This window comes from Bacillus sp. SRL543 (assembly GCF_984799205.1).
Window position 1 is genome coordinate 2,113,989 of the sequence record NZ_OZ481794.1, and the last position, 21,202, is coordinate 2,135,190.

18 protein-coding genes are annotated in these 21,202 nt (G+C 44.4%); 16 read left to right on the forward strand and 2 right to left on the reverse strand.

Annotated features, from left to right (window positions below; genetic code table 11):
- Positions 1-88 precede the first annotated feature (88 nt).
- The 4 genes from AC4E8B_RS10655 (at position 89) to AC4E8B_RS10670 (ending at position 4,519) form a co-directional block, all read left to right on the forward strand.
- Complete coding sequence (locus AC4E8B_RS10655; protein ID WP_490218831.1) at positions 89-1,237, forward strand: glycoside hydrolase family 88/105 protein; 1,149 nt, start codon at positions 89-91, stop codon at positions 1,235-1,237.
- Positions 1,218-2,549 carry a glycoside hydrolase family 28 protein gene (locus AC4E8B_RS10660; RefSeq protein ID WP_490218833.1) on the forward strand — a complete coding sequence of 444 codons (1,332 nt, stop codon included), beginning with the start codon at positions 1,218-1,220 and terminating at the stop codon, positions 2,547-2,549. Before AC4E8B_RS10655 ends, AC4E8B_RS10660 begins: the two co-directional genes overlap by 20 nt.
- Positions 2,546-3,448, forward strand: a complete 903-nt coding sequence (locus tag AC4E8B_RS10665; protein ID WP_490218834.1) for a dienelactone hydrolase family protein — start codon at positions 2,546-2,548, stop codon at positions 3,446-3,448. The genes AC4E8B_RS10660 and AC4E8B_RS10665 overlap by 4 nt, the downstream gene beginning before the upstream one ends.
- A gap of 306 nt (positions 3,449-3,754) precedes the next feature.
- Positions 3,755-4,519, forward strand: coding sequence for an NAD-dependent epimerase/dehydratase family protein (locus AC4E8B_RS10670; RefSeq protein WP_490218836.1), 765 nt, complete (start codon positions 3,755-3,757; stop codon positions 4,517-4,519).
- A 160-nt stretch (positions 4,520-4,679) separates the two neighbouring features.
- Here the strand turns inward: AC4E8B_RS10670 and AC4E8B_RS10675 are convergent, their stop codons facing one another.
- A complete protein-coding gene (locus AC4E8B_RS10675; RefSeq protein WP_490218838.1) occupies positions 4,680-5,549 on the reverse strand; it encodes a carbohydrate ABC transporter permease in 870 nt (289 codons plus the stop codon).
- Between the two features lie 477 nt (positions 5,550-6,026).
- Here AC4E8B_RS10675 and AC4E8B_RS10680 point away from each other — a divergent pair, with 477 nt between their 5' ends.
- The 5 genes from AC4E8B_RS10680 (at position 6,027) to AC4E8B_RS10700 (ending at position 11,308) form a co-directional block, all read left to right on the forward strand.
- Entirely contained in the window at positions 6,027-6,884 is an 858-nt protein-coding gene (locus AC4E8B_RS10680) for an ABC transporter permease (protein ID WP_490219622.1), read from the forward strand.
- Between the two features lie 35 nt (positions 6,885-6,919).
- Positions 6,920-7,591: a YesL family protein gene (locus tag AC4E8B_RS10685; protein WP_490218840.1), complete on the forward strand. Its 672-nt coding sequence runs from the start codon at positions 6,920-6,922 to the stop codon at positions 7,589-7,591.
- 52 nt (positions 7,592-7,643) lie between these two features.
- Positions 7,644-9,164 (forward strand): extracellular solute-binding protein, encoded by a 1,521-nt coding sequence (locus tag AC4E8B_RS10690; protein WP_490218842.1) that lies wholly within the window; start codon positions 7,644-7,646, stop codon positions 9,162-9,164.
- Positions 9,165-9,267: 103 nt separating this feature from the next.
- Entirely contained in the window at positions 9,268-10,263 is a 996-nt protein-coding gene (locus tag AC4E8B_RS10695; RefSeq protein WP_490218843.1) for a pectinesterase family protein, read from the forward strand.
- A 103-nt stretch (positions 10,264-10,366) separates the two neighbouring features.
- Positions 10,367-11,308 (forward strand): pectinesterase family protein, encoded by a 942-nt coding sequence (locus AC4E8B_RS10700; RefSeq protein WP_490218845.1) that lies wholly within the window; start codon positions 10,367-10,369, stop codon positions 11,306-11,308.
- A gap of 148 nt (positions 11,309-11,456) precedes the next feature.
- Here AC4E8B_RS10700 and AC4E8B_RS10705 read toward each other — a convergent pair whose 3' ends face one another.
- Positions 11,457-12,254 carry an alpha/beta hydrolase gene (locus tag AC4E8B_RS10705; protein ID WP_490218847.1) on the reverse strand — a complete coding sequence of 266 codons (798 nt, stop codon included), beginning with the start codon at positions 12,252-12,254 and terminating at the stop codon, positions 11,457-11,459.
- A 461-nt stretch (positions 12,255-12,715) separates the two neighbouring features.
- Here AC4E8B_RS10705 and AC4E8B_RS10710 point away from each other — a divergent pair, with 461 nt between their 5' ends.
- The 7 genes from AC4E8B_RS10710 (at position 12,716) to AC4E8B_RS10740 (ending at position 21,189) form a co-directional block, all read left to right on the forward strand.
- Positions 12,716-13,666, forward strand: a complete 951-nt coding sequence (locus tag AC4E8B_RS10710) for an aldo/keto reductase family protein (protein ID WP_490218849.1) — start codon at positions 12,716-12,718, stop codon at positions 13,664-13,666.
- Positions 13,667-13,930: 264 nt separating this feature from the next.
- Positions 13,931-15,367: a glucuronate isomerase gene (uxaC, locus tag AC4E8B_RS10715; protein ID WP_490218851.1), complete on the forward strand. Its 1,437-nt coding sequence runs from the start codon at positions 13,931-13,933 to the stop codon at positions 15,365-15,367.
- A gap of 91 nt (positions 15,368-15,458) precedes the next feature.
- The gene (locus tag AC4E8B_RS10720; protein WP_490218853.1) at positions 15,459-16,454 is read left to right on the forward strand and encodes a LacI family DNA-binding transcriptional regulator; all 996 of its coding nucleotides are present in this window, start codon (positions 15,459-15,461) and stop codon (positions 16,452-16,454) included.
- A gap of 72 nt (positions 16,455-16,526) precedes the next feature.
- Entirely contained in the window at positions 16,527-17,990 is a 1,464-nt protein-coding gene (locus AC4E8B_RS10725) for a tagaturonate reductase (protein ID WP_490218855.1), read from the forward strand.
- Entirely contained in the window at positions 17,987-19,480 is a 1,494-nt protein-coding gene (locus AC4E8B_RS10730; protein ID WP_490218857.1) for a UxaA family hydrolase, read from the forward strand. Before AC4E8B_RS10725 ends, AC4E8B_RS10730 begins: the two co-directional genes overlap by 4 nt.
- Positions 19,481-19,522: 42 nt before the next feature.
- The gene (locus AC4E8B_RS10735) at positions 19,523-20,179 is read left to right on the forward strand and encodes a bifunctional 4-hydroxy-2-oxoglutarate aldolase/2-dehydro-3-deoxy-phosphogluconate aldolase (RefSeq protein WP_490218859.1); all 657 of its coding nucleotides are present in this window, start codon (positions 19,523-19,525) and stop codon (positions 20,177-20,179) included.
- Complete coding sequence (locus AC4E8B_RS10740) at positions 20,176-21,189, forward strand: PfkB family carbohydrate kinase (RefSeq protein ID WP_490218860.1); 1,014 nt, start codon at positions 20,176-20,178, stop codon at positions 21,187-21,189. Before AC4E8B_RS10735 ends, AC4E8B_RS10740 begins: the two co-directional genes overlap by 4 nt.
- The last annotated feature ends 13 nt before the right edge of the window (positions 21,190-21,202 follow it).

Here is a 21,202-nt window from a genome sequence, read left to right on the forward strand (position 1 = left end):
AAGCATAACGCAGCTGGAAAACGGGGATGGAGGCTCAAAACCTCTGTCCCGATTCAAACTATGGTTAGAAAATGGAGGGATTTTACAAGTGCAGGATAAAACTTGGTCTGTCAGGACAGCCGATTCCATTATGGAAAGAACTCCCTTATTGTTTGAAGACAAGGGCTATAATGGCAAATGGGCATATGATTATGGTGTGATTTTAAAAGGATTCCATCTTGTATGGAAGAGTACCGGGGAGAAGAAGTATTTTCAGTTTATAAAAGAGAATATAGATCACTTCATTAATGAAGACGGCTCCATCAACCGGTATGAGATGGAAGAATACAATATTGACCATATCAACAACGGGAAGATGCTATTTGTTTTATATCGTGAAACAGGAGATGAGAAGTACAAAAAAGCGGCCGATCTACTCCGCAGACAGCTGGAAACACATCCGCGCACCTCAGAAGGCGCTTTTTGGCATAAAAAGATCTACCCTTATCAAATATGGCTTGATGGCTTATATATGGGTGCGCCTTTTTATGCGGAATACCAGACGGCATTTTTGGATGGAGAAGGGCTTGAAGATATCATCAGCCAGTTCAAAATAAGCTACAGCCATTTATTAGATGAAAAAACCGGCCTGCTGTATCACGCGTGGGATGAGAAAAAAGTACAGCCGTGGGCAGATAAAACAACAGGATTGTCTGCTAATTTCTGGGGCCGTTCCATGGGCTGGTATCTGCTTGCGCTCACTGATGTGCTGGAGGTCATTCCAGAGGGCACTCCAGGCAGGGGCTTTCTAGTCAAAGTGCTTGAAAATACCCTTGAAGCGCTGCTCAACTATCAGGATGAAGAAAGCGGTGTATGGCATCAGGTTGTTGATAAGCCTAAGGAAAAAGGGAATTACCTTGAATCATCCTGCAGCAGCATGATTGTCTGTGCAATTGCCCGGGGAATCCGGCTGGGAGCCCTTGATAGGGACAAGTGGGAATCACAGCTGCAGAAATCCTATCAAGGCCTGCTGGATGAATTTGTTCTTCTGACAAAAGAAGGCTGGGTCAATTTGAACAAAAACTGCCAGGTGGCAGGGCTTGGCGGCTCAGACCAGCGGGACGGGACGTATGCCTATTATATTAGTGAGCCGATTACATGCAATGACCCGAAAGGGCTTGGGTCATTTTTGCAGGCAGCGGCAGAGTATGAAAATCTGATGAAAAGGAGCTCAGATCATGGCAGTCTATCATATTAGCGAATATTTAAATGGGGATTCCGGACTTGCTACCGAAAGCATTCAAAAGGCGATTGATGAAGCCTATCAGAATGGCGGCGGCAAGGTGGTGATTCCAGCCGGCGAGTTCCTCACCGGCGCATTATTCCTTAAAGATAATATTGAACTTCATCTGGAGAGTGGCGCCCTTTTAACATTTTCCGACAAGCAGGAGGATTATCCGGTAGTAACATCGCGCTGGGAGGGTGTTAAGCGTGAGGTGTACGCATCGTGCCTGTTTGCAGAAGGAGCGAGGAATATTGCTGTAACAGGATTTGGCACGATTGACGGTAATGGAATGGAGTGGTGGGATGTTTTCAGGAACCGCAGGGAGGAACTGAAATATCCGCGTCCGAAGCTGATCAGTTTTGACAATTGTGAGCACATCACCCTCCGTGATGTCCGCCTGATCAATTCTCCAAGCTGGACAGTCAATCCGATCTGCTGCCAGGATGTGACAGTCGATAACATTAGCATCCTCAATCCTGCCGACTCACCTAACACGGACGGAATCGACCCGGAATCGTGCAAAAATGTAAGAATCAGCAATTGCCATATTGATGTCGGAGATGACTGCATTGCCATAAAGTCGGGCACAGAGGATACCGAAGAAAGAGTTTCCTGCGAGAATATCACGATTACCAATTGTACGATGGTCCATGGCCATGGAGCTGTCGTATTCGGCAGTGAAATGAGCGGGGATATCCGCAATGTGACAATCAGCAACTGCGTATTCCAGGATACAGACAGGGGAATCCGCTTTAAATCAAGGCGCGGCCGCGGCGGGGTCGTAGAGGATGTCCGTGTCGACAATATTGTGATGGAGGGGGTCATCTGCCCATTCATCATCAATCTTTATTATTTCTGCGGACCCCGCGGGAAAGATCAATATGTTTGGGACAAAAATCCATATCCCGTTACTGCTGAAACACCTATGTTCCGCCGTCTCCATTTCGCCAATATTACGGCGAGGAATGTGCACGCGTCAGCCGGATTCATTTACGGCCTGGCAGAACAGTATGCTTCCGATATTACTTTCAGCCAGATTGATATTTCACTTGCGAAAAATGCAGTACCCGGCAAGCCTGCCATGATGGCCGGGATTGAGGATATGGCGAACCGCGGCTTTTACGTCGGCTTTGCTAATAATGTCCTTTTCAGCCGGGTGACGATTGAAAACCATGAAGGGCCAGCCTTTCATATTGAACACAGCGAGGATGTTGAAGTCATCTCCTGCAAATCAAGGAACACGAAGGAAGGGGAAGAGCTGGTCCGGGAAGTGGCGGTAAAATGACAGCTGCAGAAAAACGCCGGACGCTTATGAGCCTGTTGGGTGACCGCTCTGTTCCAGAAGTGACTGAGCACCAGGTGCTTATGATGGAGAAAAGACAGGGATATGTTCTGGAGACACTGATGCTGAGCCTGAATGGCCTGGAAACAGTGCCTGCCTATTTTGCAAAGCCGGTTGATGCATCCGGCCCTTTGCCTGCCGTCATTTACTGCCATTCTCATGGCGGGAATTTTGAGAACGGCAAAGACGAGCTGCTGACAGGCAGCCCTTACCTGGTTGAACAGCCTTTTATTGAAGCAATCACCGGGCTTGGATTTGCCGTCTGCGCCATAGATATGTGGGGTTTTAATGAAAGAATGGGAAAGCAGGAAAGCGAATTGGTCAAGGAAATGCTGCTGAAGGGCCAAACTTTGTGGGGGATGAGGGTTTTTGACAGCATGTCTCTGATTGATTATCTTCAGAGCCGCCCGGATGTGGATGGAGATCGCCTTGCTTCCATCGGGATGTCGATGGGCGGACTGATGAGCTGGTGGCTCTCCGCACTGGACGAAAGGATCAAAGTATCAGTTGACATTGCAGCACAGGTGCATATCGAAACACTTATCGACAAGCGCGGACTTGACCATCATGGCTTCTATTATTATGTCCCGGGTCTGCTGAAGCATTTTTCAACTTTAGAGGTCCAGGAGCTGATTGTACCGAGAGCGCGCCTTAGCGTTATCGGCAAAGACGACCGCCTATGTCCTAAAGAAGGAGCTGTATTTTTGAACAGCCGCCTGAAGGATTCTTATGAAGGACGGCAGGTTCGCGGGAATTGGGAAGGACGGATTCTGACAGGTGGACATCAGGAAACGAAGGAAATGAGAGAATTATGGAAAGCTTTTTTGATCAAACATCTGTAAACGCCGGAAAAGACATAGCCGTCGGGAAGAATGATAAGTTTCCTCATCACTGTGGATCTTGTGCCATCCATCTTGGTGCGACCTGAAAATGAAAGGCTAGAAAGAAAGGGACCGGAATAACGCGAATCCGGCCTTTTTTTGCTGCCAGTATTTTCGTCTATTTCACTGTTTTACAAAGGTGATAAACAGCATCCGCACGCTGTTCCCCAAAAGTCAGCAAAAATTCCCTGCAAATAGGAATAATGAATGCAAGGTAGGGGAATTTAAATAAAATCACAGCGCTTACATGGATAGGAGGAGAAACGGATGAAAAAGAAGATCGCCCTTATCGGCGGTTCGGGTACGATTGGCAATGTTTTATATAAAGGCCTTAGCTCCAAATATGATATCGTCATTCTTGATAAAGAAAAGCCTGAGCAGACAGCGGAGTTTTTTGAAACAGATGCAGCAGATTATGAGAACCTTCTGGAAAACATTCCAAAGGACACAGACGTGATTGTTAATTTGCTGACAATCAAGACAGACAGCGAACTGGAGAATCTCCAGGAATTCCACATGATGACCAGCATCCATTTTATCGCTTCGTTTTATATTCTCCATGCAGCAGCTTCCCTCGGAATTCCCAAAGTCGTATTTGCAAGCAGCAATCACGCAACCGATTATTATGAAAATAATGGCTATTCTTCTTTGGGCAGAGAGATCACACCACAGGATTTTCCTATATCCATAGGGTTGTACGGTGTTTTAAAATATGCATCTGAAGGCATCGGGCGAATCATGGCCAGGAACGAAAACAATCGCCTTTCAGTGATCAATTTAAGGATCGGAAGCGTTCATCCAGATGAAAAGGGAGCCGTAAAGGAAGATGACAGATTGCACAGAACTCTCTTATCACACGAAGATGCTGTACAGCTGTTTGATCTCGCCATCCAGTCGACTGTTAAAAATGGCACCTATTACGGTGTATCAGATAATCCGGACAAACCCTGGTCGACAGAAACAGCCTGGAAAGAGCTGGGCTTTGTCCCGAAGAAAAATGCGCAGCAGGTATCGAAAGAGAATCGTGATTAAACCAGGAGGCTGGTCCCGGATAGGGGCCAGCCTCTTGTTGTGGAGACTAAATATAATTGAGATGAACCTTGTCCTTTGTTAGGGGAATCCGATTAATTTAAAACAAAAAAAGCAACTGTAACAGCTGCTTTTTTAATTTGCCAGAATCAGAGAAATATCTTTATGCCTTAACAGAACCAACCATTGCTCCCTTAACGAAGTATTTTTGGAGAAACGGATAAATGATAAGCATTGGAACAGTTGCAACAGTAATAACGGCCATCTTAACGGTTTGAGCAGGAGGTACAACATCTACTGCAGAAGAGTCTGCCTGCATACCGCTTGATACGATAACAATCTGGCGGAGTAATACTTGAACTGGCCATTTATTAGAATCAGTCAGATAAAGAATAGCATTTGTATATTGATTCCAATATGCAACAGCGTAGAACAAAGAAATGGTGGCAATCGAAGGAAGTGATAGTGGAAGCATGATTTTAAAGAAAATCATCAAGTCGTTGCATCCATCCACTTTTGCTGATTCCTCCAGGCTATCAGGAATTGCTGAAAAAAAGTTTCTCATGATAATCAGATTAAATGCATTAATTGCGATTGGCAAAATTAAGGACCAGTACGAGTCGATCAAGCCAAGGCTCTTCACCACTAAATATGTAGGAATCATGCCCCCGCTGAATAACATGGTAAATACTATTAGAAAATTAATGGCACTTCTTCCTGTTAAATACCTTCGTGACAATGAATAGGCCATAAAAGCTGTTAAAACCATACTGACAAATGTTCCGACCAATGTTACCAGGATTGAGACAGTCATACTCTTAAAAATCGTTGGTGTCGAAAAGATATACTCATATGCACTCAGTGAAAATGTGGTAGGGAACAAGATGAAATCTTTAGCCACCATCTCTTCTGTAGTTGCGAACGAGCTGGCAATCACGTTGATAAAGGGAATGAGGCAGGCTAAGGCGATGAGCAGCAGGATCGCATGGTTAACAAAGTCAAATATGCGATTCCCAAAAGATTTGTCGTGCATTTGAGAATCCCTCCATAATGAAGTTAATTTTTTCTTGAGTTAACTATATCAACTTAAAAAAAGGTACGTCCATAATCATTTTCCATCCACCTGTTTATTTGAAGAGGATGGGAAATTTATTGAGTTCTTTTATCAACTATAAGGAATCTCAGGGAAATACTCATTTACAGAAATTGATAATCATTTTATGTGATTGATGGCAGAAAGCGCTTTCACACCGCTGTTCTGAACGCAATCTAACTGAATGATTGTAGACGTTATGCCTGATTTTTTATACCTTTGAATTGTACACTGAAACACAAAAGCCAAAAAAACTTAATAAAAAAATCTTGAATGAAGGAGGAATTTCTGGTGAGAGAGTCCGCAACTGTTGCAGAGGATCAGCAAAGTATTTTACCGGGTCTCAATAAGAAAGCAGTCAAAAAGTCCAGGAAAAAGACTATCGCTGCTATTGTGAGAAATAAATGGCTGTATTTAATGATGATTCCCGGTATCTTATACTTTATTATCTTCAAGTACCTTCCAATGGGAGGAATCATTATCGCCTTCCAGGACTATCAGCCATTCTTAGGGATAGCCAATAGTCCATGGGTCGGCTTGAAACACTTTGAACGTTTATTTACGGAACCTACATTCTTTATGCTGCTTGGGAATACGCTTTTGCTATTTGCATTAAACTTATTCATTTTCTTTCCAATCCCAATCGTTTTGGCACTTATGTTAAATGAGGTGAAAAATAAATATATAAAAAGTGGGGTTCAAACGATTATTTATATACCGCACTTTATGAGCTGGGTTATCATCGTGTCCATTTGTTATGTATTTTTAGCGCAGGACGGCGGAGCAATCAATGCATTAATTGCCGGCATGGGCGGAGAAAAAATACCGTTTTTGACAGATGGCACCTGGTCAAGGATCATTTATACCCTTCAAATCATATGGAAAGAAATGGGCTGGTCCACCATCATTTACTTAGCAGCTGTAACTGCAGTGGATCCAGGGTTATATGAAGCAGCGAAAATGGATGGTGCGAGCCGGCTGCGTCAAATTTGGCATATTACATTGCCGGCAATCCGGCCAATTATTATCATCATGTTAATTCTGAAAATTGGCCATACTTTAGATTTAGGCTTCGAACATGTTTACCTGCTATTAAACTCTATCAACAGAGATGCGATGGAAATATTCGATACTTATGTATATACAGCAGGGATGAAGAACGGACAGTTAAGCTTCAGTACCGCTGTGGGACTATTTAAAGGGCTTGTTGGTCTGATTCTCGTCGTTGGAGCGAACCGGTTAGCAAAAAAATTCGGCGAAGAAGGACTGTATTAGAATGAAAATATTAACAGGGAGGTCCCGATGAGCTTATGAGCAGGATTGGAGAACGCTTCAACAACTTTTGCATCGGTCTGATCAAGCTGGTATATATACAGCTGTTATGGTTCTTATTCACCTTTCTGGGATTAATCGTGTTGGGGATCGGACCTTCTTCTTACGCAATGTTTACCGTACTAAGGCAATGGATTAGAGGAAACAAAGATTTTCCTATTTTTCAGGCATTCTATCATGCATACAGGACAGGTTTTAAAGAAACTTCAGTAATTGGCTTTCTTTACACTGCAGGAGGAATGGTCCTTTACGTTGATTTGCTTTATGTAGAGTCGCAAGTATTAAGAGGTCTGCTGATTGTGGTCGGTGTACTTTACTTGATTTCATTAATCTACATTTTTCCTATATTGGTTCACTATGATTGGAAGAGTGTCACGCTGAAGCTGAAGTGTTCCCTGTTATTCGGCATATCGTATTTGCAGTATACATTGATGTTATTCGCTGCTCTCGCTGCGGTCTATTTTATTCTTTTAATGTTTATTCCAATAACGGTTGTTCTTTTCGGAATTAGTATAGGAGCATATACCATCATGTGGATGGCCATTCAAGTGTTTAAAAGAATAGAATTGCAGGCAGATGCTATAAATAGTCCCATTGAAGGAGGTGGTGAGGCTAACACGCCTTCTCTGCACAAGAAATTTAGCCAGTAAATGAACTTTTGCTTTTCCCAATAAATTTTTTATTATCTAGGAGGATGTAACCATGGTGAAACCCAAAAAGTTTGGAAAAGTCTTAGCAGCCGGCACTTTGTTGGCCTCATCACTAATTCTGGGTGCCTGCAGCAAGGAAGATGAGGCAAGCAGTACAAAAGCAGCTGTTGACTCGGACGGAAATGCAAATATCAGCTGGAGCCCAATCCTTTATGTAGCAACAGCTCCAAATGATGTGATAGAGAAGAAGATTGAGGAAGCAACAAATACCAATCTTACATTTAATTGGATTCCGGATGCTACTAAAGATGAGCGGATGATTGCATCCATTGCATCAGGCGAATTGGACGATATCATTTCTTTGCCGTCTACTCTTGTAACAAATTCATCAGTCAGACAGGCATTGAAATCAGGTGTATTTTGGGAAGTGAGCGAATACCTGGATGATTATCCTAATTTGAAAAAAATCTCGGAGGATCGCCGCACAGCAGCTTCTATTGAAGGAAATCTATACGGTGTTCCATTTCAGAAGGATTTCGCCCGCGGCGGTGTGTTAATCCGCAAAGACTGGCTTGATAAACTTGGCATGAAGGTTCCTGAGAATTTGGATGAATTGTTCGAAGTGGCGAAAGCGTTTACAGAAAATGACCCTGACGGAAACGGCAAAAAAGATACGTTTGGCTGGAGTGACCGTAATGAGCTGAGATACGGCAGCTTTAAAACACTGGCTTCTTACTTTGGTGTTCCAAACGGCTGGGCAGTAGACAGTAATGGAAAATTCACGGCAGAACATGAAACGAAAGAGTATATGGATACAATGGAATATTCCAGAAAGTTGTATGAAAATGGCTATCTGGATCAAGACTTTGCTGTTACCTCAAAAGACGACCAGCTGCAAAAATTTGCACAAGGAAAAGCTGGTATCTATGCGGGCCTGATCAGCATAACCCAGCTGAAGAACCTTGCTGAAGGAATCAATAATAATGTGGCAATCGTTCCGCAGAATAAGATAGCCGGCCCGGATGGTGAATACCGGATTTGGTCAGAAGGCAATGGAGTTAACGGATTGTTAGCGTTCCCTAAATCAGCCGTTAAAACAGAAGAGGAATTAAAGCAAGTCCTCCAATTTGTAAACGATTTAATTAACGAAGATGTATTCATGCTGATGACTGGCGGTATAAAGGAAACACACTATACAATTGATGATAAGGATGCCTATACAATTTTGGATAATGAATTGTGGCAAAAAGAGGTTCAAGGATTCTCAGGATCCAGGCCAAGTGAGATCACATATAAATTAAATGACGCTGATCCTGATAAGCAATTGGTAAATGAAATGATTTCAGAAAATGACGAATTCGCTGTCATGGACCCATCTGTCCCGCTTGAGTCTCCAACTGCCAGTGAGAGGGGTACAGAACTTCAAAAGCTGATCATTGATGCTACTATAAAATACATCATGGGAGAAATAGATGATAAAGGTTTTAAAGCTGAGATTAAGAGATGGAATGAATCAGGCGGAGACCAGATGAAGAAAGAATACGAAGAAGCTTATAAAGAATCTAATAAGTAATAACAGAATCAATAAGCGGTCCTTCCTTTTTACTGAAGGAAGGACTTTTCCTGTAAGGCAAGGGGTTTGCCGCATTTATAAAAAAACTTATAGGGTGATAAAAATGATTGTTGCACAAGATGGAACAGGCCAATTTTCATCGATTCAAGAAGCTATAGACAGTATCCCGGAAGGCAGCAGCCGAATGAATATATATATAAAGGATGGCGTGTACAAGGAAAAGCTCGATATCAATAAGCCGTCAATATCCCTGATCGGAACACACCGTGATAAAGTGAAAATTACATTTGATGATTATGCTAATAAGCTATTAGATAGCGGCAAAAAGATGGGAACATTCGGGTCTTATTCCTGCATTGTTACAGGTGATAGGTTTTTGGCTGAAAATATTACTTTTGAGAATAATGCCGGCAAAGGCAGCGAGGTTGGTCAGGCGGTGGCCATGTATGTGGATGCCGATCAAACCGAGTTTCACAATTGTGCTTTTTTAGCCAGGCAGGATACGGTATTTACGGCTCCTCTTCCGCCAAAGCCGATTGAAGGCAGTTCGTTCGGCGGGCCGCGTGATGGATTGGAAAAACGGCATTGCCGCAGCTATTTTAATCACTGCTGCATAGAAGGCGATGTGGATTTCATATTTGGATCGGCAACGACTGTTTTTGAAGATTGCGAGATTCATAGTTTAGATCTGAACCGAAAGGATGTTAATGGCTATATCACAGCTGCATCCACTCCTATTGACCAGGAATATGGCTATGTTTTTGTCAATTGCACTTTGTTAAGCACGGCTGCTCCAGGTACTGTCTACTTAGGAAGGCCTTGGCGTGATTATGCCAAAACAGTATTTATCAATACATGGATGGGTGAGCATATTAAAGCAGAAGGCTGGCATAATTGGGATAAGCCTCATGCTGAAAACACTGCGTTTTATGCAGAGTATAACAGCAGCGGCCCGGGCGGCTGTATGGACAGAAGGGTAAGATGGGCGAAAATTCTGACTGATGAACAAGTTAAAGAGTATACATATGAAAATATTTTTGGGTCTCTGAAAGGCTGGCCAACTTTGGGAGGCAGTGACATACGCCTTCTGCGTGACTGATTAAAAGACCAGAACCACCTAAATGATGCAGCAAAAATCACTTCCAGAAAATGAGCGTTAATGAAGCGAAATCGGAGTTTCCAGGAAAAGGAGTGGTGATATAGTGGTCTCGGAAAAAAGCATATCAGAACCCTTAAGAATAACTGTAGACAAAGAAGGAAAAGGAGCTTATCAAACCGTTCAAGAAGCCATTGATGCTATACCCGCAAATAATAAATATGAAGTGGAAATTTTTATTAAGAATGGAGTATATAAAGAACGAATCGTAGTTCCGGCAAATAAACCGTTTGTAACATTGATTGGAGAAAGTGTCGAGAACACTATACTTACTTACGATAATCACGCAAAAATAATGTCCCCGGATGGCGGTATCATTGGAACTCGCAATAGTGCAAGTGTATTTCTTTATGCAGGGGATTTTACAGCCAGAAATCTTACCTTCGAAAATTCATTTAATCCAAAACGAATGCATGAAGAGACGCAGGCGGTAGCTGTCTATGCCAGCGGTGAAAGAATGAGATTTTACCAGGTGCGGTTTCTGGGGAATCAAGATACCCTTTACCTGAAAGAGGGATCTCAGTATTTCAGTCAATGTTATATTGAAGGTGATATCGATTTTATTTTTGGAGGGGCAAGAGCAGTTTTCGAAGAATGTGAGATTTTTTCCTTGAACAGAGGATCTTCTGCAGATAATGGTTATATAACCGCTGCTAGTACCCATATTAATGAGTCGTACGGATTCCTGTTTTTAAATAACCAATTTACGAGTTCAGCGGCACAAGGAACGGTTTATCTTGGAAGGCCTTGGCACCCGGGTGGTGATCCAGAGGCCATTGCAAGCGTAATCTTCAATAATAACTATATGGGTGCCCATATCCATCCTGATGGCTGGACGGATATGTCTGGATTCAGTGCCAAAGATGCAAGATTCTATGAATACAGGAATGAAGGACCTGGCTCAAATCCAAATCGGCCGCAGCTTACAGATGCAGAAGCCGAAGCAGCCAGCATCGAAACGGTCTTAAAAGGGTGGAATCCGAAATAGGAAAAGGGTGCAGGCTGAAAAAAGACCTGCCCCTTTTTAATAGGATAAATTCTACTACAATAATAATGTTCAGTGAAAAGGCACCTCATGTTTAACAAATCAAGCTAATAAAAACGGGCATTTACTCAACTAGAGCTTGTAGATCAGATTATTGGCAGAATGAATTTTGAGAGAGCCATGCAGCACACAGCTCAGTCCATTTCCCTGCGGCAGGGTTATCGCTGGCAAGCCCTAGGCCATGCCGTCCATGCGGAAAAACGTGTAATTCATATGGCACTTTTAATTTACTCAATAAGGCAGCATAAAATAGGCTGTTTTCAGCAGGAACAGCTGAATCATCAGCTGTATGCCATATAAAGGTCGGCGGCGGTAAAGTTTTGTTTATGTCACGCTCACAGGATAATAAGGTCCTCATTTCCTCATTTGGTTTTTCTCCCAGAAGATTAATCATCGATCCTTCATGGTAATGCTCTACTAATGATATTACCGGATAGCACAGAACAGCAAAATCGGGGCGGCAATTTTCTAAATCAATGTTATCTGAATCTTTTGTTGTACGGAGATGTGATAAAGTCGAGGCACAGGCTGCTAAATGTCCGCCAGCTGAGAACCCCAATACGCCAATCTTTTGCTTGTCAATATTCCACTTTTCAGAGTAGTATCTTACAAAGCGTATAGCCCGCTGCATATCAGCTAAAGGAACAGGATGCCTGTATGGAGCTACTCGGTAATGCAGCACAAATGCTGAGATGCCAAGAGAGTTCAGCCATTTTGCAACTGGTTCTCCCTCATGATCAGCTCTATGGTGATACCCCCCTCCGGGACAGACGATCACTGCGCTTCTGCTTGTATTGTTACTGGCAGGGTAGAAAGCTAGGACAGGAGTGTTCTCCTCATCACCAGATTTCAAGAAAGGAATTCTTTGTTCCCATAATGAATAAATCAAAGGTATTCCTCCTAATCGTTTGGTATAAACACTAGCTGAATTAAATTATATAGTAATTGGGAATTTTGAAGAATAATCATTATTTAATATAGTGGTTTTATTCTACTTTCTCTAGCCTTTAATCTGTACTCTTTAAACAGCCTTTTGCCAAACAATTTTTCATTGAAAAATCAAACTGGTTTATATCCACACTTTCCCATACTCCTTTCTATATAATTTACCAAAAATATTCTATGATTTAAAAAAGAAATATCTCATTTATACTCGGAGTTTCATTCAAACATCACTTGATCCTAATACTTTAGCTTTACGCAGAGAATTGAAAAAGTTACAAACGGTCGGCAATGCTACAATTCTTTCTCTGAGCATCTAAAAAGAAAATAATCTTAAAGGGTGATAGACTGAAATACATAGAGTTTTCAAAAAACTCTATCAATACATATATAAAGGAGCTAATGAATATGGAATATCGGCGTCTTGGAAATACAGGCCTTAAGGTCAGCGAGATCAGCCTCGGCAGCTGGCTCACCTATGGAGGGTATGTGGAAGAGCAGAAGGCATCCTCTTCCATAGATAAAGCATATGAGCTCGGCATCAATTTTTTTGATACGGCGAACGTGTATATGCGCGGAGAGGCAGAAAAGGTCGTTGGAAAAACACTTGCCAAATATGACAGAAGCTCCTATGTGCTTGCAACGAAGGTTTTCGGCAAGATGGGGGACGGGCCCAATGATTCAGGGCTTTCACGCAAGCATATCATGGAACAGGCGGATGCAAGCCTGAAGCGGCTGGGGCTTGATTATATCGATGTCTATTATTGCCACCGCTTCCATCCGGAAACTCCTCTGGAAGAAACCCTGCGCGCTCTTGATGATCTGATCAGGCAGGGCAAGATTCTCTATGCAGGTGTTAGCGAATGGACGGCAGAGCAGATGACGGAAGCCGTGCACCTGGCAGATAAGAAGCTTCTGGACCGGATCGTCGTGAACCAGCCGAATTACAGCATGCTGCACCGTAATATTGAAAAAGAAATCATCCCGGTCAGCGAAAAGCATGGAATCGGCCAGGTCGTGTTCTCGCCGCTTGCCCAGGGCGTGCTGACAGGCAAATATAAAAAAGGGGAAGCACCGCCGGAAGGAAGCCGCGCCTCACAAAAGGACCTTGGCACTCTTTACGGTGTCCTGAACGACCGTAATCTCGAAAAGGCAGAGAGCCTTGAAAAAATTGCGCAGCAGGAGGATCTTACCTTATCCCAGCTTGCCCTTGCATGGATCCTCAGGCAGCCTAACGTAGCAAGCGCCCTTGTCGGAGCAAGCCGCCCCGAACAGCTTGAAGAAAATGTAAAGGCATCAGGCGTAAAGCTGAAAGAAGACAGCCTCCAGCAGATAGAAGAAATTCTTACTGCTGAATAAGGCTATTATTATAGCAGCAGTTTGAACTACTTAAGTTTTAAAGGGTTCCGGGGTAAATCATACCGGGACCCTTTTTTTATATAGAATTAGCACTTAGCTTTCTAGGGCCTTCCATCCCATAAATCATAAACTAATTAAGGAAACCAGCTGGCAGAACAAATAATGTTAACGTTAACAAAAGTCGTTTACAGACCTTTTTAAATTTGTTAGACTGAATTTATAGAAAATTGTTAACGTTAACAAAACACTAGGAGGTTGATTCATATGGAAAAGTTTATGGGTGAGAATTTTCTCCTGAAAAATGAAACGGCTGCAGCTTTGTATCACGAGGAAGCAAAGGATTTGCCGATCATTGATTATCATTGCCACATCAGCCCAAAGGAAATTTATGAAAATAAAAAGTTTAAGAATATTACAGAAGCATGGCTGTACGGGGACCATTATAAATGGAGGGTAATGCGGGCCAATGGGATTGATGAAAAGTACATAACCGGTGATGCAGACGATTATGATAAATTCCTTGCCTGGGCAAGGACAGTGCCTATGACGATTGGAAATCCATTATATAACTGGACCCATCTGGAGCTGCAGCGCTTTTTTGGCATCTATGACATCTTAAATGAAAAGTCTGCACCAGACATTTGGGATAAGGTCAATAAGCAGCTGGCAGAAGAAGATTTCAGAGTCCGGGAGATTATCAAGAAATCAAAAGTCCGGGTCATCTGCACGACCGACGATCCAGCCGATACGCTTGAATATCACCAGCTTCTTTTAAAGGAAGAGGGTTTTCCAGTCCTTGTTGTACCGGGCTTCAGGCCAGATAAAGGCCTTGAAATCAACCGGCATGGCTACGAAGAGTGGATAGAGCGGCTTGAGGCAGCGAGCGGAGTTGCGGTTGACAGCTACGCTAAACTTCTTGAAGCTCTGGATTCAAGAGTCCATTTCTTCCACTCTCTCGGCGGAAGGGTTTCTGACCATGCGCTTGATATGGTTGTATATGAAGAAGCCACCTTTGAAGAGGTTTCACAGATTTTTGCTAAAAAGCTTTCAGGAAGCACTGTGTCCGAGAAAGAGGAAAAGCAGTATAAAACTTATACGCTCATTCATCTGGGCAAGCTTTATGCCAGCCTGGGATGGGTTATGCAATACCATATGAATGCACACCGCAATAATAATACGAAAATGTTCCAGACGCTGGGCCCTGATACTGGCTACGATTCTATTAATGATGACAGAATTGCAAAGCCGCTCGTCCGGCTGCTTGATTCTTTGGCTCAGGAAGGGGGGCTGCCTAAAACGATCCTGTATTCATTGAACCCGGGGGACAATCATATACTTGCCAGCATCATCAACAGTTTCCAGGACGGCAGCATTCCCGGGAAAATTCAATTCGGCACTGCCTGGTGGTTCAATGATACGAGGAATGGGATGCTCGATCAGATGAAAGCCTTGGCAAATATGGGGCTCTTCAGCAGGTTCATCGGGATGCTAACCGATTCAAGAAGCTTCCTGTCATACACCAGGCATGAATATTTCCGCAGGATTGTCTGCAGCCTGATCGGTGAATGGGTCGAAAATGGGGAAGTCCCTAATGATAAGGAATTGCTCAGCAGAATTATCAAAGGAATTTCCTATTATAATGCAGAGGACTATTTTCAATTCCAGGAAGCCCAAAAACAGCTTGAAGCTTCGGTAAAATAACCCGGAAGCACTCCAGGTTTGGAGCCGGCGGGCAGAGGCAGTTATAATAACAGGAAGAATAGCATCGATTGGTCAAAAGGAAGGTTTACTTATGGTAACTATTAAAGATATTGCAAGAATTGCCAATGTATCGCATACAACGGTATCGCGTGCATTGAACAACAGCCCGCTGATCAAAGAGCCGACAAAGCGGAAGATCCTTGAAATTGCCGCCCAGCTGAATTATTCGCCGAATGTGAATGCGAAGAGCCTGGTTATGCAGAAATCGCATACGATCGGCCTGTTCCTGACAAGCTTCGTAAACGGAACGTCTGCGAGCTTCCTAGCGGATACAATCAAGGGAGTCAACGGAGCCATTTCGCAGGATTATAATCTGTTCATCCGCGGCATCGATGATTATCAGGATTTTTCCAGCATCAACAGGCAGCGGTTTGATGGCATCATCCTTATGAGCCAAAGTGTCCGGGATAACCCCTTCATCTACCATGTCCTGCAAAAGGAGATTCCCCTTATCGTCCTGAACAGGGAGATAGAAGAGGAAAGTGTCTATAATATATGCTCAAATGATGCGGAAGGCTCGAAACAGGCAGTGGAATTTCTGATTGAAAACGGCCATCGGGAGATTGCGATCATTGAAGGGACTTCAAGCTTTAAATCCTCTCAGATGCGCAAGGACGGTTATATGCAAGCGCTGATTGATAAAGGGATTCCTGTGAAAAGCAGTTATGCAGTGAAAGGCAATTATGATATGGAAAGTGGTTTTCTGGCTATGGCGCAGCTTTTATCACTCAAGGAACCGCCGACTGCCGTTTTCTGCTCTAACGATGATATGGCGATCGGTGCCATGAACTGTGCGTTTGAAAAAGGTCTGAAAGTGCCCGATGATATTTCTGTTATCGGCTTCGATGATATCGGTTATTCACCATACACCACTCCGCCGCTATCCACCGTGAAGAGGCCTGTAGAGCAAATCAGTCTGCTGGGGGCGGAAAAAATGCTTTCTCTTGTTCAAGGAGGGCTTGAGGCCGAAAAGATCTTTGTTAATACCGAGCTCATCGTTAGAAGCTCTGTAAAATCGCTTAGCTAGCTTTACCCGCAGCCAGCGGGCTCCTGGTAAAAATGTTAACGTGTGCAGTATTGAATAGAAGGGAGGAAGGGTATGGAAAGCCTAAACAGTAAAACGCATGCCAAAAGAGTTTTCCCTGAAAAGATCCTTCAATTTGGCGAAGGGAACTTTTTAAGGGGGTTCGCCGACTGGCAGATTCAAATTTTAAATGAGAAAAAAGGGTTCAATGGAAGTGCGGTTGTCGTACAGCCGCGGGGGTCAAGCAAGATTGAACGCCTTAACCGCCAGGATGGTCTGTATACCCTCTATATGGAAGGGCTGAAGGAAGGGGTTCCTGTAAAAGAACATATGGTCATCGATTCAATCAGCAGGGGAATCAATCTTCACTCAGATTATGAGGAATTTATCAGGCTTGCGGGGCAGAAGGAAATCAGATTCATCATCAGCAATGCGACTGAGGCCGGAATGGCCTTTGATCCTGATGACAAGCTGGAGGATCGTCCGCAAAAGGGTTTTGCCGGAAAACTTGCAAGCTTTCTATACCATCGTTACCTGGCTTTTCAGGGAGACGAGAAATATGGGTGCATACTTCTTCCGTGTGAACTGGTTGAAAATAACGGCGGGAAACTGAAAGATATCGTCCTCCAATACGCTGATGCATGGAATCTCAATGAAGGTTTCAAAAACTGGATTGAAAATGCCAATGTATTCTGCTCAACACTGGTGGATCGGATTGTCCCGGGCTTTCCGAAGGACAGTTTAGATGAAAAGACAAAAGAGCTGGGTTATCAGGATGAACTCCTTGTTACAGGGGAGCATTATCATCTCTGGGCTATAGAAGGCCCTTCCTGGCTGAAGAATGAGCTGCCTGCTGAAGGGACTGGACTGAATCTTGTGATTACTGATGACATTACTCCTTATCGTACAAGAAAAGTCAGGATCTTAAATGGCGCCCATACGGCAATGACTCCTCTGGCACTTCTTACAGGACTTGAGACAGTCGAAGAAACGGTCGGCCATCCAGAAGCAGGGCTTTTTATAAAGAAGCTGATAGAAGAGGAAATCCTTCCAACGCTGGAAGGAGACAGAAAAGAGCTGGAGATGTATGCCGAAGAAGTGATGAACCGATTTGCCAACCCTTATATCAAGCACTATGTACAGAGTATTGCAATGAATTCGGTGTCGAAATTTTCTGCCAGAAACCTTCCTTCCTTGCTTGATTATTCAAAGAAAGAAGGAAATCTGCCCGCCAGGATCGTCTTCTCCTTAAGCTGCCTTTTATATCTTTACAAAGAAAAAGATGTGGAGGACAGCAGCACTGTCCTCGAAATCTTCCAGGCGGAATGGAGCAGATTTGAGGAAAAGCAGATCGGAATGGATCAGCTGTCCATAAATCTTCTGAAAGAACAAACCCTTTGGGGCAGGGACCTTACTGAAATTACAGGCCTTAAGGAAGCAGTGGCTGACTACCTCAGGGAAATAGAAGAGGCGGGCATTAAGAAAGCGCTTCAGCGCATAATCGGCAAGCCTGTCTTAGCAAAGGGGGAAGCAGAATGAGAGAATTTCTTCAAATCAATCCGGCAGACAATATTATTCTCGCGCTGAAAGACCTGAAAGCCGGCGATGAATTAGTAGTCGAAGGCAAATCAGTCATTTTGCGTGAGGACATCCGGCGGGGACATAAAATTGCAGCATCCGAAATTAATGAAAATGAGAATATCGTAAAGTACGGCTATCCGATCGGGCATGCCACAGCTGCAATCGGCCAGGGAGAGCTGGTGCATACCCATAATACGAAAACGAATCTTTCTGGCCAGGAGGAATACAGTTATTCCCCGGCATTTGCAGACAGCTTTTTCCGCCAAGAGCAAAGAACCTTCAAGGGATATCGGCGCAAAAACGGCAAGGCAGGAATCCGCAATGAATTGTGGATTGTCCCGACGGTCGGCTGTGTCAATGGGATTGCTGAGAAAATCATCAGCCGCTTTGAAAAGCATGCCGGTGAATGTAATCCATTTGACCAGGCACTTGTATTAAAGCACAGCTACGGCTGTTCCCAGCTTGGGGACGATCATGAAAATACGAAGAAGATCCTTCTTGATGCAGTCCATCATCCTAATGCAGGCGGAGTGCTCGTCTTAGGTCTTGGATGTGAAAACAATGAGATGGAGGAATTCAGGAAGTCTCTTGGCGAAGTGGATGAAAGCCGCGTTAAGTTTCTCGTTTCCCAGGAGGTATCTGATGAAATTGAAGCAGGCTTTCAGCTTGTGAAAGATATCTATGAAGAAGCAAAGGATGACAAAAGGGAGGATATCCCGCTGTCTGAATTGAATATAGGATTGAAATGCGGCGGCTCTGACGGATTTTCGGGAATTACCGCTAATCCTTTGCTCGGACGATTCTCGGATTACCTGATCGCACAAGGCGGCACAACAGTACTGACCGAAGTTCCGGAAATGTTCGGAGCTGAGACCATCCTCATGGAACGTGCGGAAAACGAAGAGGTTTTTGAAAAGGTGGTCAGCCTGATCAATGATTTTAAAGGCTATTTCCTAGAACATAACCAGCCTGTGTACGAGAATCCATCACCAGGCAATAAAGCAGGAGGGATCACCACCCTTGAGGATAAGTCACTTGGCTGCACACAGAAAGCAGGAACATCCAAGGTGGTTGATGTCTTGCCATACGGCGGAACTCTCCGCAAAAAAGGGCTGAATCTTCTCAGCGCACCCGGGAATGATCTGATTGCTTCCACCGCGCTGGCTGCTGCAGGCTGCCATATTGTCCTGTTCACAACCGGCAGGGGAACCCCTTTCGGAACTTTTGTGCCGACGATGAAAATCTCGACCAATACCCAGCTTTATGAAACAAAGCCCCATTGGATCGACTTCAATGCAGGCACACTCCTGGAAGAGGAAATTTCTGCGGACGATGTGCTTCAGCAGTTCACAGACTATATCATCAGTGTGGCAAGCGGCGAACCTGTCAATAACGAGAAAAATGATTTCAGGGAGATTTCTATTTTTAAAAGCGGAGTCACTTTATAGGCGGGGATCATACAGACCGTAAACCTTGCCGGGGAGGCAATTATGAAGAAACTGAGCATATTGAATAGATTGACAGAATCCGGAGTGGTGGCTGTCGTCCGGGCAGACTCAAAGGAAGAAGCTGTAAAAATCTCTGAAGCCTGCGTAAAGGGCGGAATTGCCGGGATTGAAATCACCTTTACCATCGATGGAGCTGAAGACGTCTTAAAAGAATTGGCAGGATTTTTCGCGGATGAGCCGCGGGCAGTGCTGGGAGCGGGAACCGTCCTGGATGCGGCGACAGCGAGGATTGCCATTCTCGCCGGAGCTGAATTCATCGTCAGCCCGGCTTTTGACAGAGAGACCGCCAAGCTGTGCAATTTGTATCAGGTGCCCTATATGCCGGGCTGCATGACGATCACTGAAATGAAGGAAGCGCTGGAATACGGTGCAGATATTATCAAGCTCTTCCCGGGCAATGCCTTTGGCCCCGGCTTCATTAAGGCGGTCAAAGCCCCGCTTCCTCAGGCTAACCTTATGCCGACCGGGGGAGTCAGCCTGGAAAATGCCGGGGAATGGATCAGAAACGGCTGTGTGGCAGTTGGGGTAGGAGGAAGCCTGGCGGCGCCTGCCAAAACAGGAAACTATGAAAAAATCACTGAAATGTCCGCAGAATATATAAAAATTGTCGAAGAAGCAAGGAAAGAGGGGCTGCAATGAAGAAGATTGTTACGCTGGGAGAGATTATGCTGCGATTTTCGACAGAAGAGGGCGTAAGGCTTTCCCAGGCAGCAGGGCTTACCGTCCACTATGGCGGTGCGGAAGCGAATGTCGCCGTATCTTTGGCAAACTTCGGCTATGAATCTTTTTTTGCCGGCAAAGTGCCTGATAACCCTTTGGGGCAGGGAGCGGAGAGGCATTTAAAAGCTAATGGCGTCCGGACAGATTTCCTTTTAAAAGGCGGAGACCGTCTCGGCACCTATTATTTGGAACAAGGGACAGGTGAGAGAAGCGCCCAGGTCACCTATGACCGGAAGCATTCAAGCTTCTCGGAACTTTTGCCTGAAGAAGCAGACTTGGATGGCATGCTGCACGATGCTTCACTTTTTCATATAAGCGGAATCACACTTGCCCTTTCCCCTGAGCTCAGGGAGCTTGCACTCCTCGCTTTCAAGAAAGCTAAGGAATATGGGGTGCTGACAAGCCTTGACTTTAATTACCGCGGAAAGCTCTGGAGCCAGCCAGAAGCCGGGGAGGCCTTAAAGAAACTGCTTCCATATGCAGACATCTGTTCATGCGGGGAACTGGACAGCATCCATCTCCTGGGGATGGAGCCTGCCGATGCCTCTCTTTCACAAATTGAGAGGCTGGAAAACTATTATGAGAAGCTGTCAGCAGAATATCCTGACATCCGTTATATCTGTTCTACCTTCCGGAAAATCATTTCAGCTTCCAGCAACACTCTCCAGGGAAATCTGTACAGTGGAGGCCGGCTTTTTCAATCTAAAGTCCATACCATAGAGCCTATTGTTGACAGGGTAGGCGGAGGGGATGCCTTTATGGCAGGGATTCTTGCAGGCGTGCTGGAGGGGTGGGATTCCCAGGTGACGGCAGACTTTGCAGCAGCCGCTTCAGCCCTTAAGCACACAGTCCATGGAGACAGCAATTCATTCACAAAGGAAGAAGTTTTAGCTTTGGCGGAAAATGAACCTGGAAAAATCCTCCGCTGAAAATAATGAACGA

Bases quoted from the DNA above. Each gene is read 5' to 3' on its own strand.
- AC4E8B_RS10660 (WP_490218833.1), top strand. From the start codon at position 1,218: ATGGCAGTCTATCATATTAGCGAATATTTAAATGGGGATTCCGGACTT.
- AC4E8B_RS10665 (WP_490218834.1), top strand. From the start codon at position 2,546: ATGACAGCTGCAGAAAAACGCCGGACGCTTATGAGCCTGTTGGGTGAC.
- AC4E8B_RS10670 (WP_490218836.1), top strand. From the start codon at position 3,755: ATGAAAAAGAAGATCGCCCTTATCGGCGGTTCGGGTACGATTGGCAAT.
- AC4E8B_RS10675 (WP_490218838.1), bottom strand. From the start codon at position 5,549: ATGCACGACAAATCTTTTGGGAATCGCATATTTGACTTTGTTAACCAT.
- AC4E8B_RS10680 (WP_490219622.1), top strand. From the start codon at position 6,027: ATGATGATTCCCGGTATCTTATACTTTATTATCTTCAAGTACCTTCCA.
- AC4E8B_RS10685 (WP_490218840.1), top strand. From the start codon at position 6,920: ATGAGCAGGATTGGAGAACGCTTCAACAACTTTTGCATCGGTCTGATC.
- AC4E8B_RS10690 (WP_490218842.1), top strand. From the start codon at position 7,644: ATGGTGAAACCCAAAAAGTTTGGAAAAGTCTTAGCAGCCGGCACTTTG.
- AC4E8B_RS10695 (WP_490218843.1), top strand. From the start codon at position 9,268: ATGATTGTTGCACAAGATGGAACAGGCCAATTTTCATCGATTCAAGAA.
- AC4E8B_RS10710 (WP_490218849.1), top strand. From the start codon at position 12,716: ATGGAATATCGGCGTCTTGGAAATACAGGCCTTAAGGTCAGCGAGATC.
- uxaC (WP_490218851.1), top strand. From the start codon at position 13,931: ATGGAAAAGTTTATGGGTGAGAATTTTCTCCTGAAAAATGAAACGGCT.
- AC4E8B_RS10720 (WP_490218853.1), top strand. From the start codon at position 15,459: ATGGTAACTATTAAAGATATTGCAAGAATTGCCAATGTATCGCATACA.
- AC4E8B_RS10725 (WP_490218855.1), top strand. From the start codon at position 16,527: ATGGAAAGCCTAAACAGTAAAACGCATGCCAAAAGAGTTTTCCCTGAA.
- AC4E8B_RS10730 (WP_490218857.1), top strand. From the start codon at position 17,987: ATGAGAGAATTTCTTCAAATCAATCCGGCAGACAATATTATTCTCGCG.
- AC4E8B_RS10735 (WP_490218859.1), top strand. From the start codon at position 19,523: ATGAAGAAACTGAGCATATTGAATAGATTGACAGAATCCGGAGTGGTG.
- AC4E8B_RS10740 (WP_490218860.1), top strand. From the start codon at position 20,176: ATGAAGAAGATTGTTACGCTGGGAGAGATTATGCTGCGATTTTCGACA.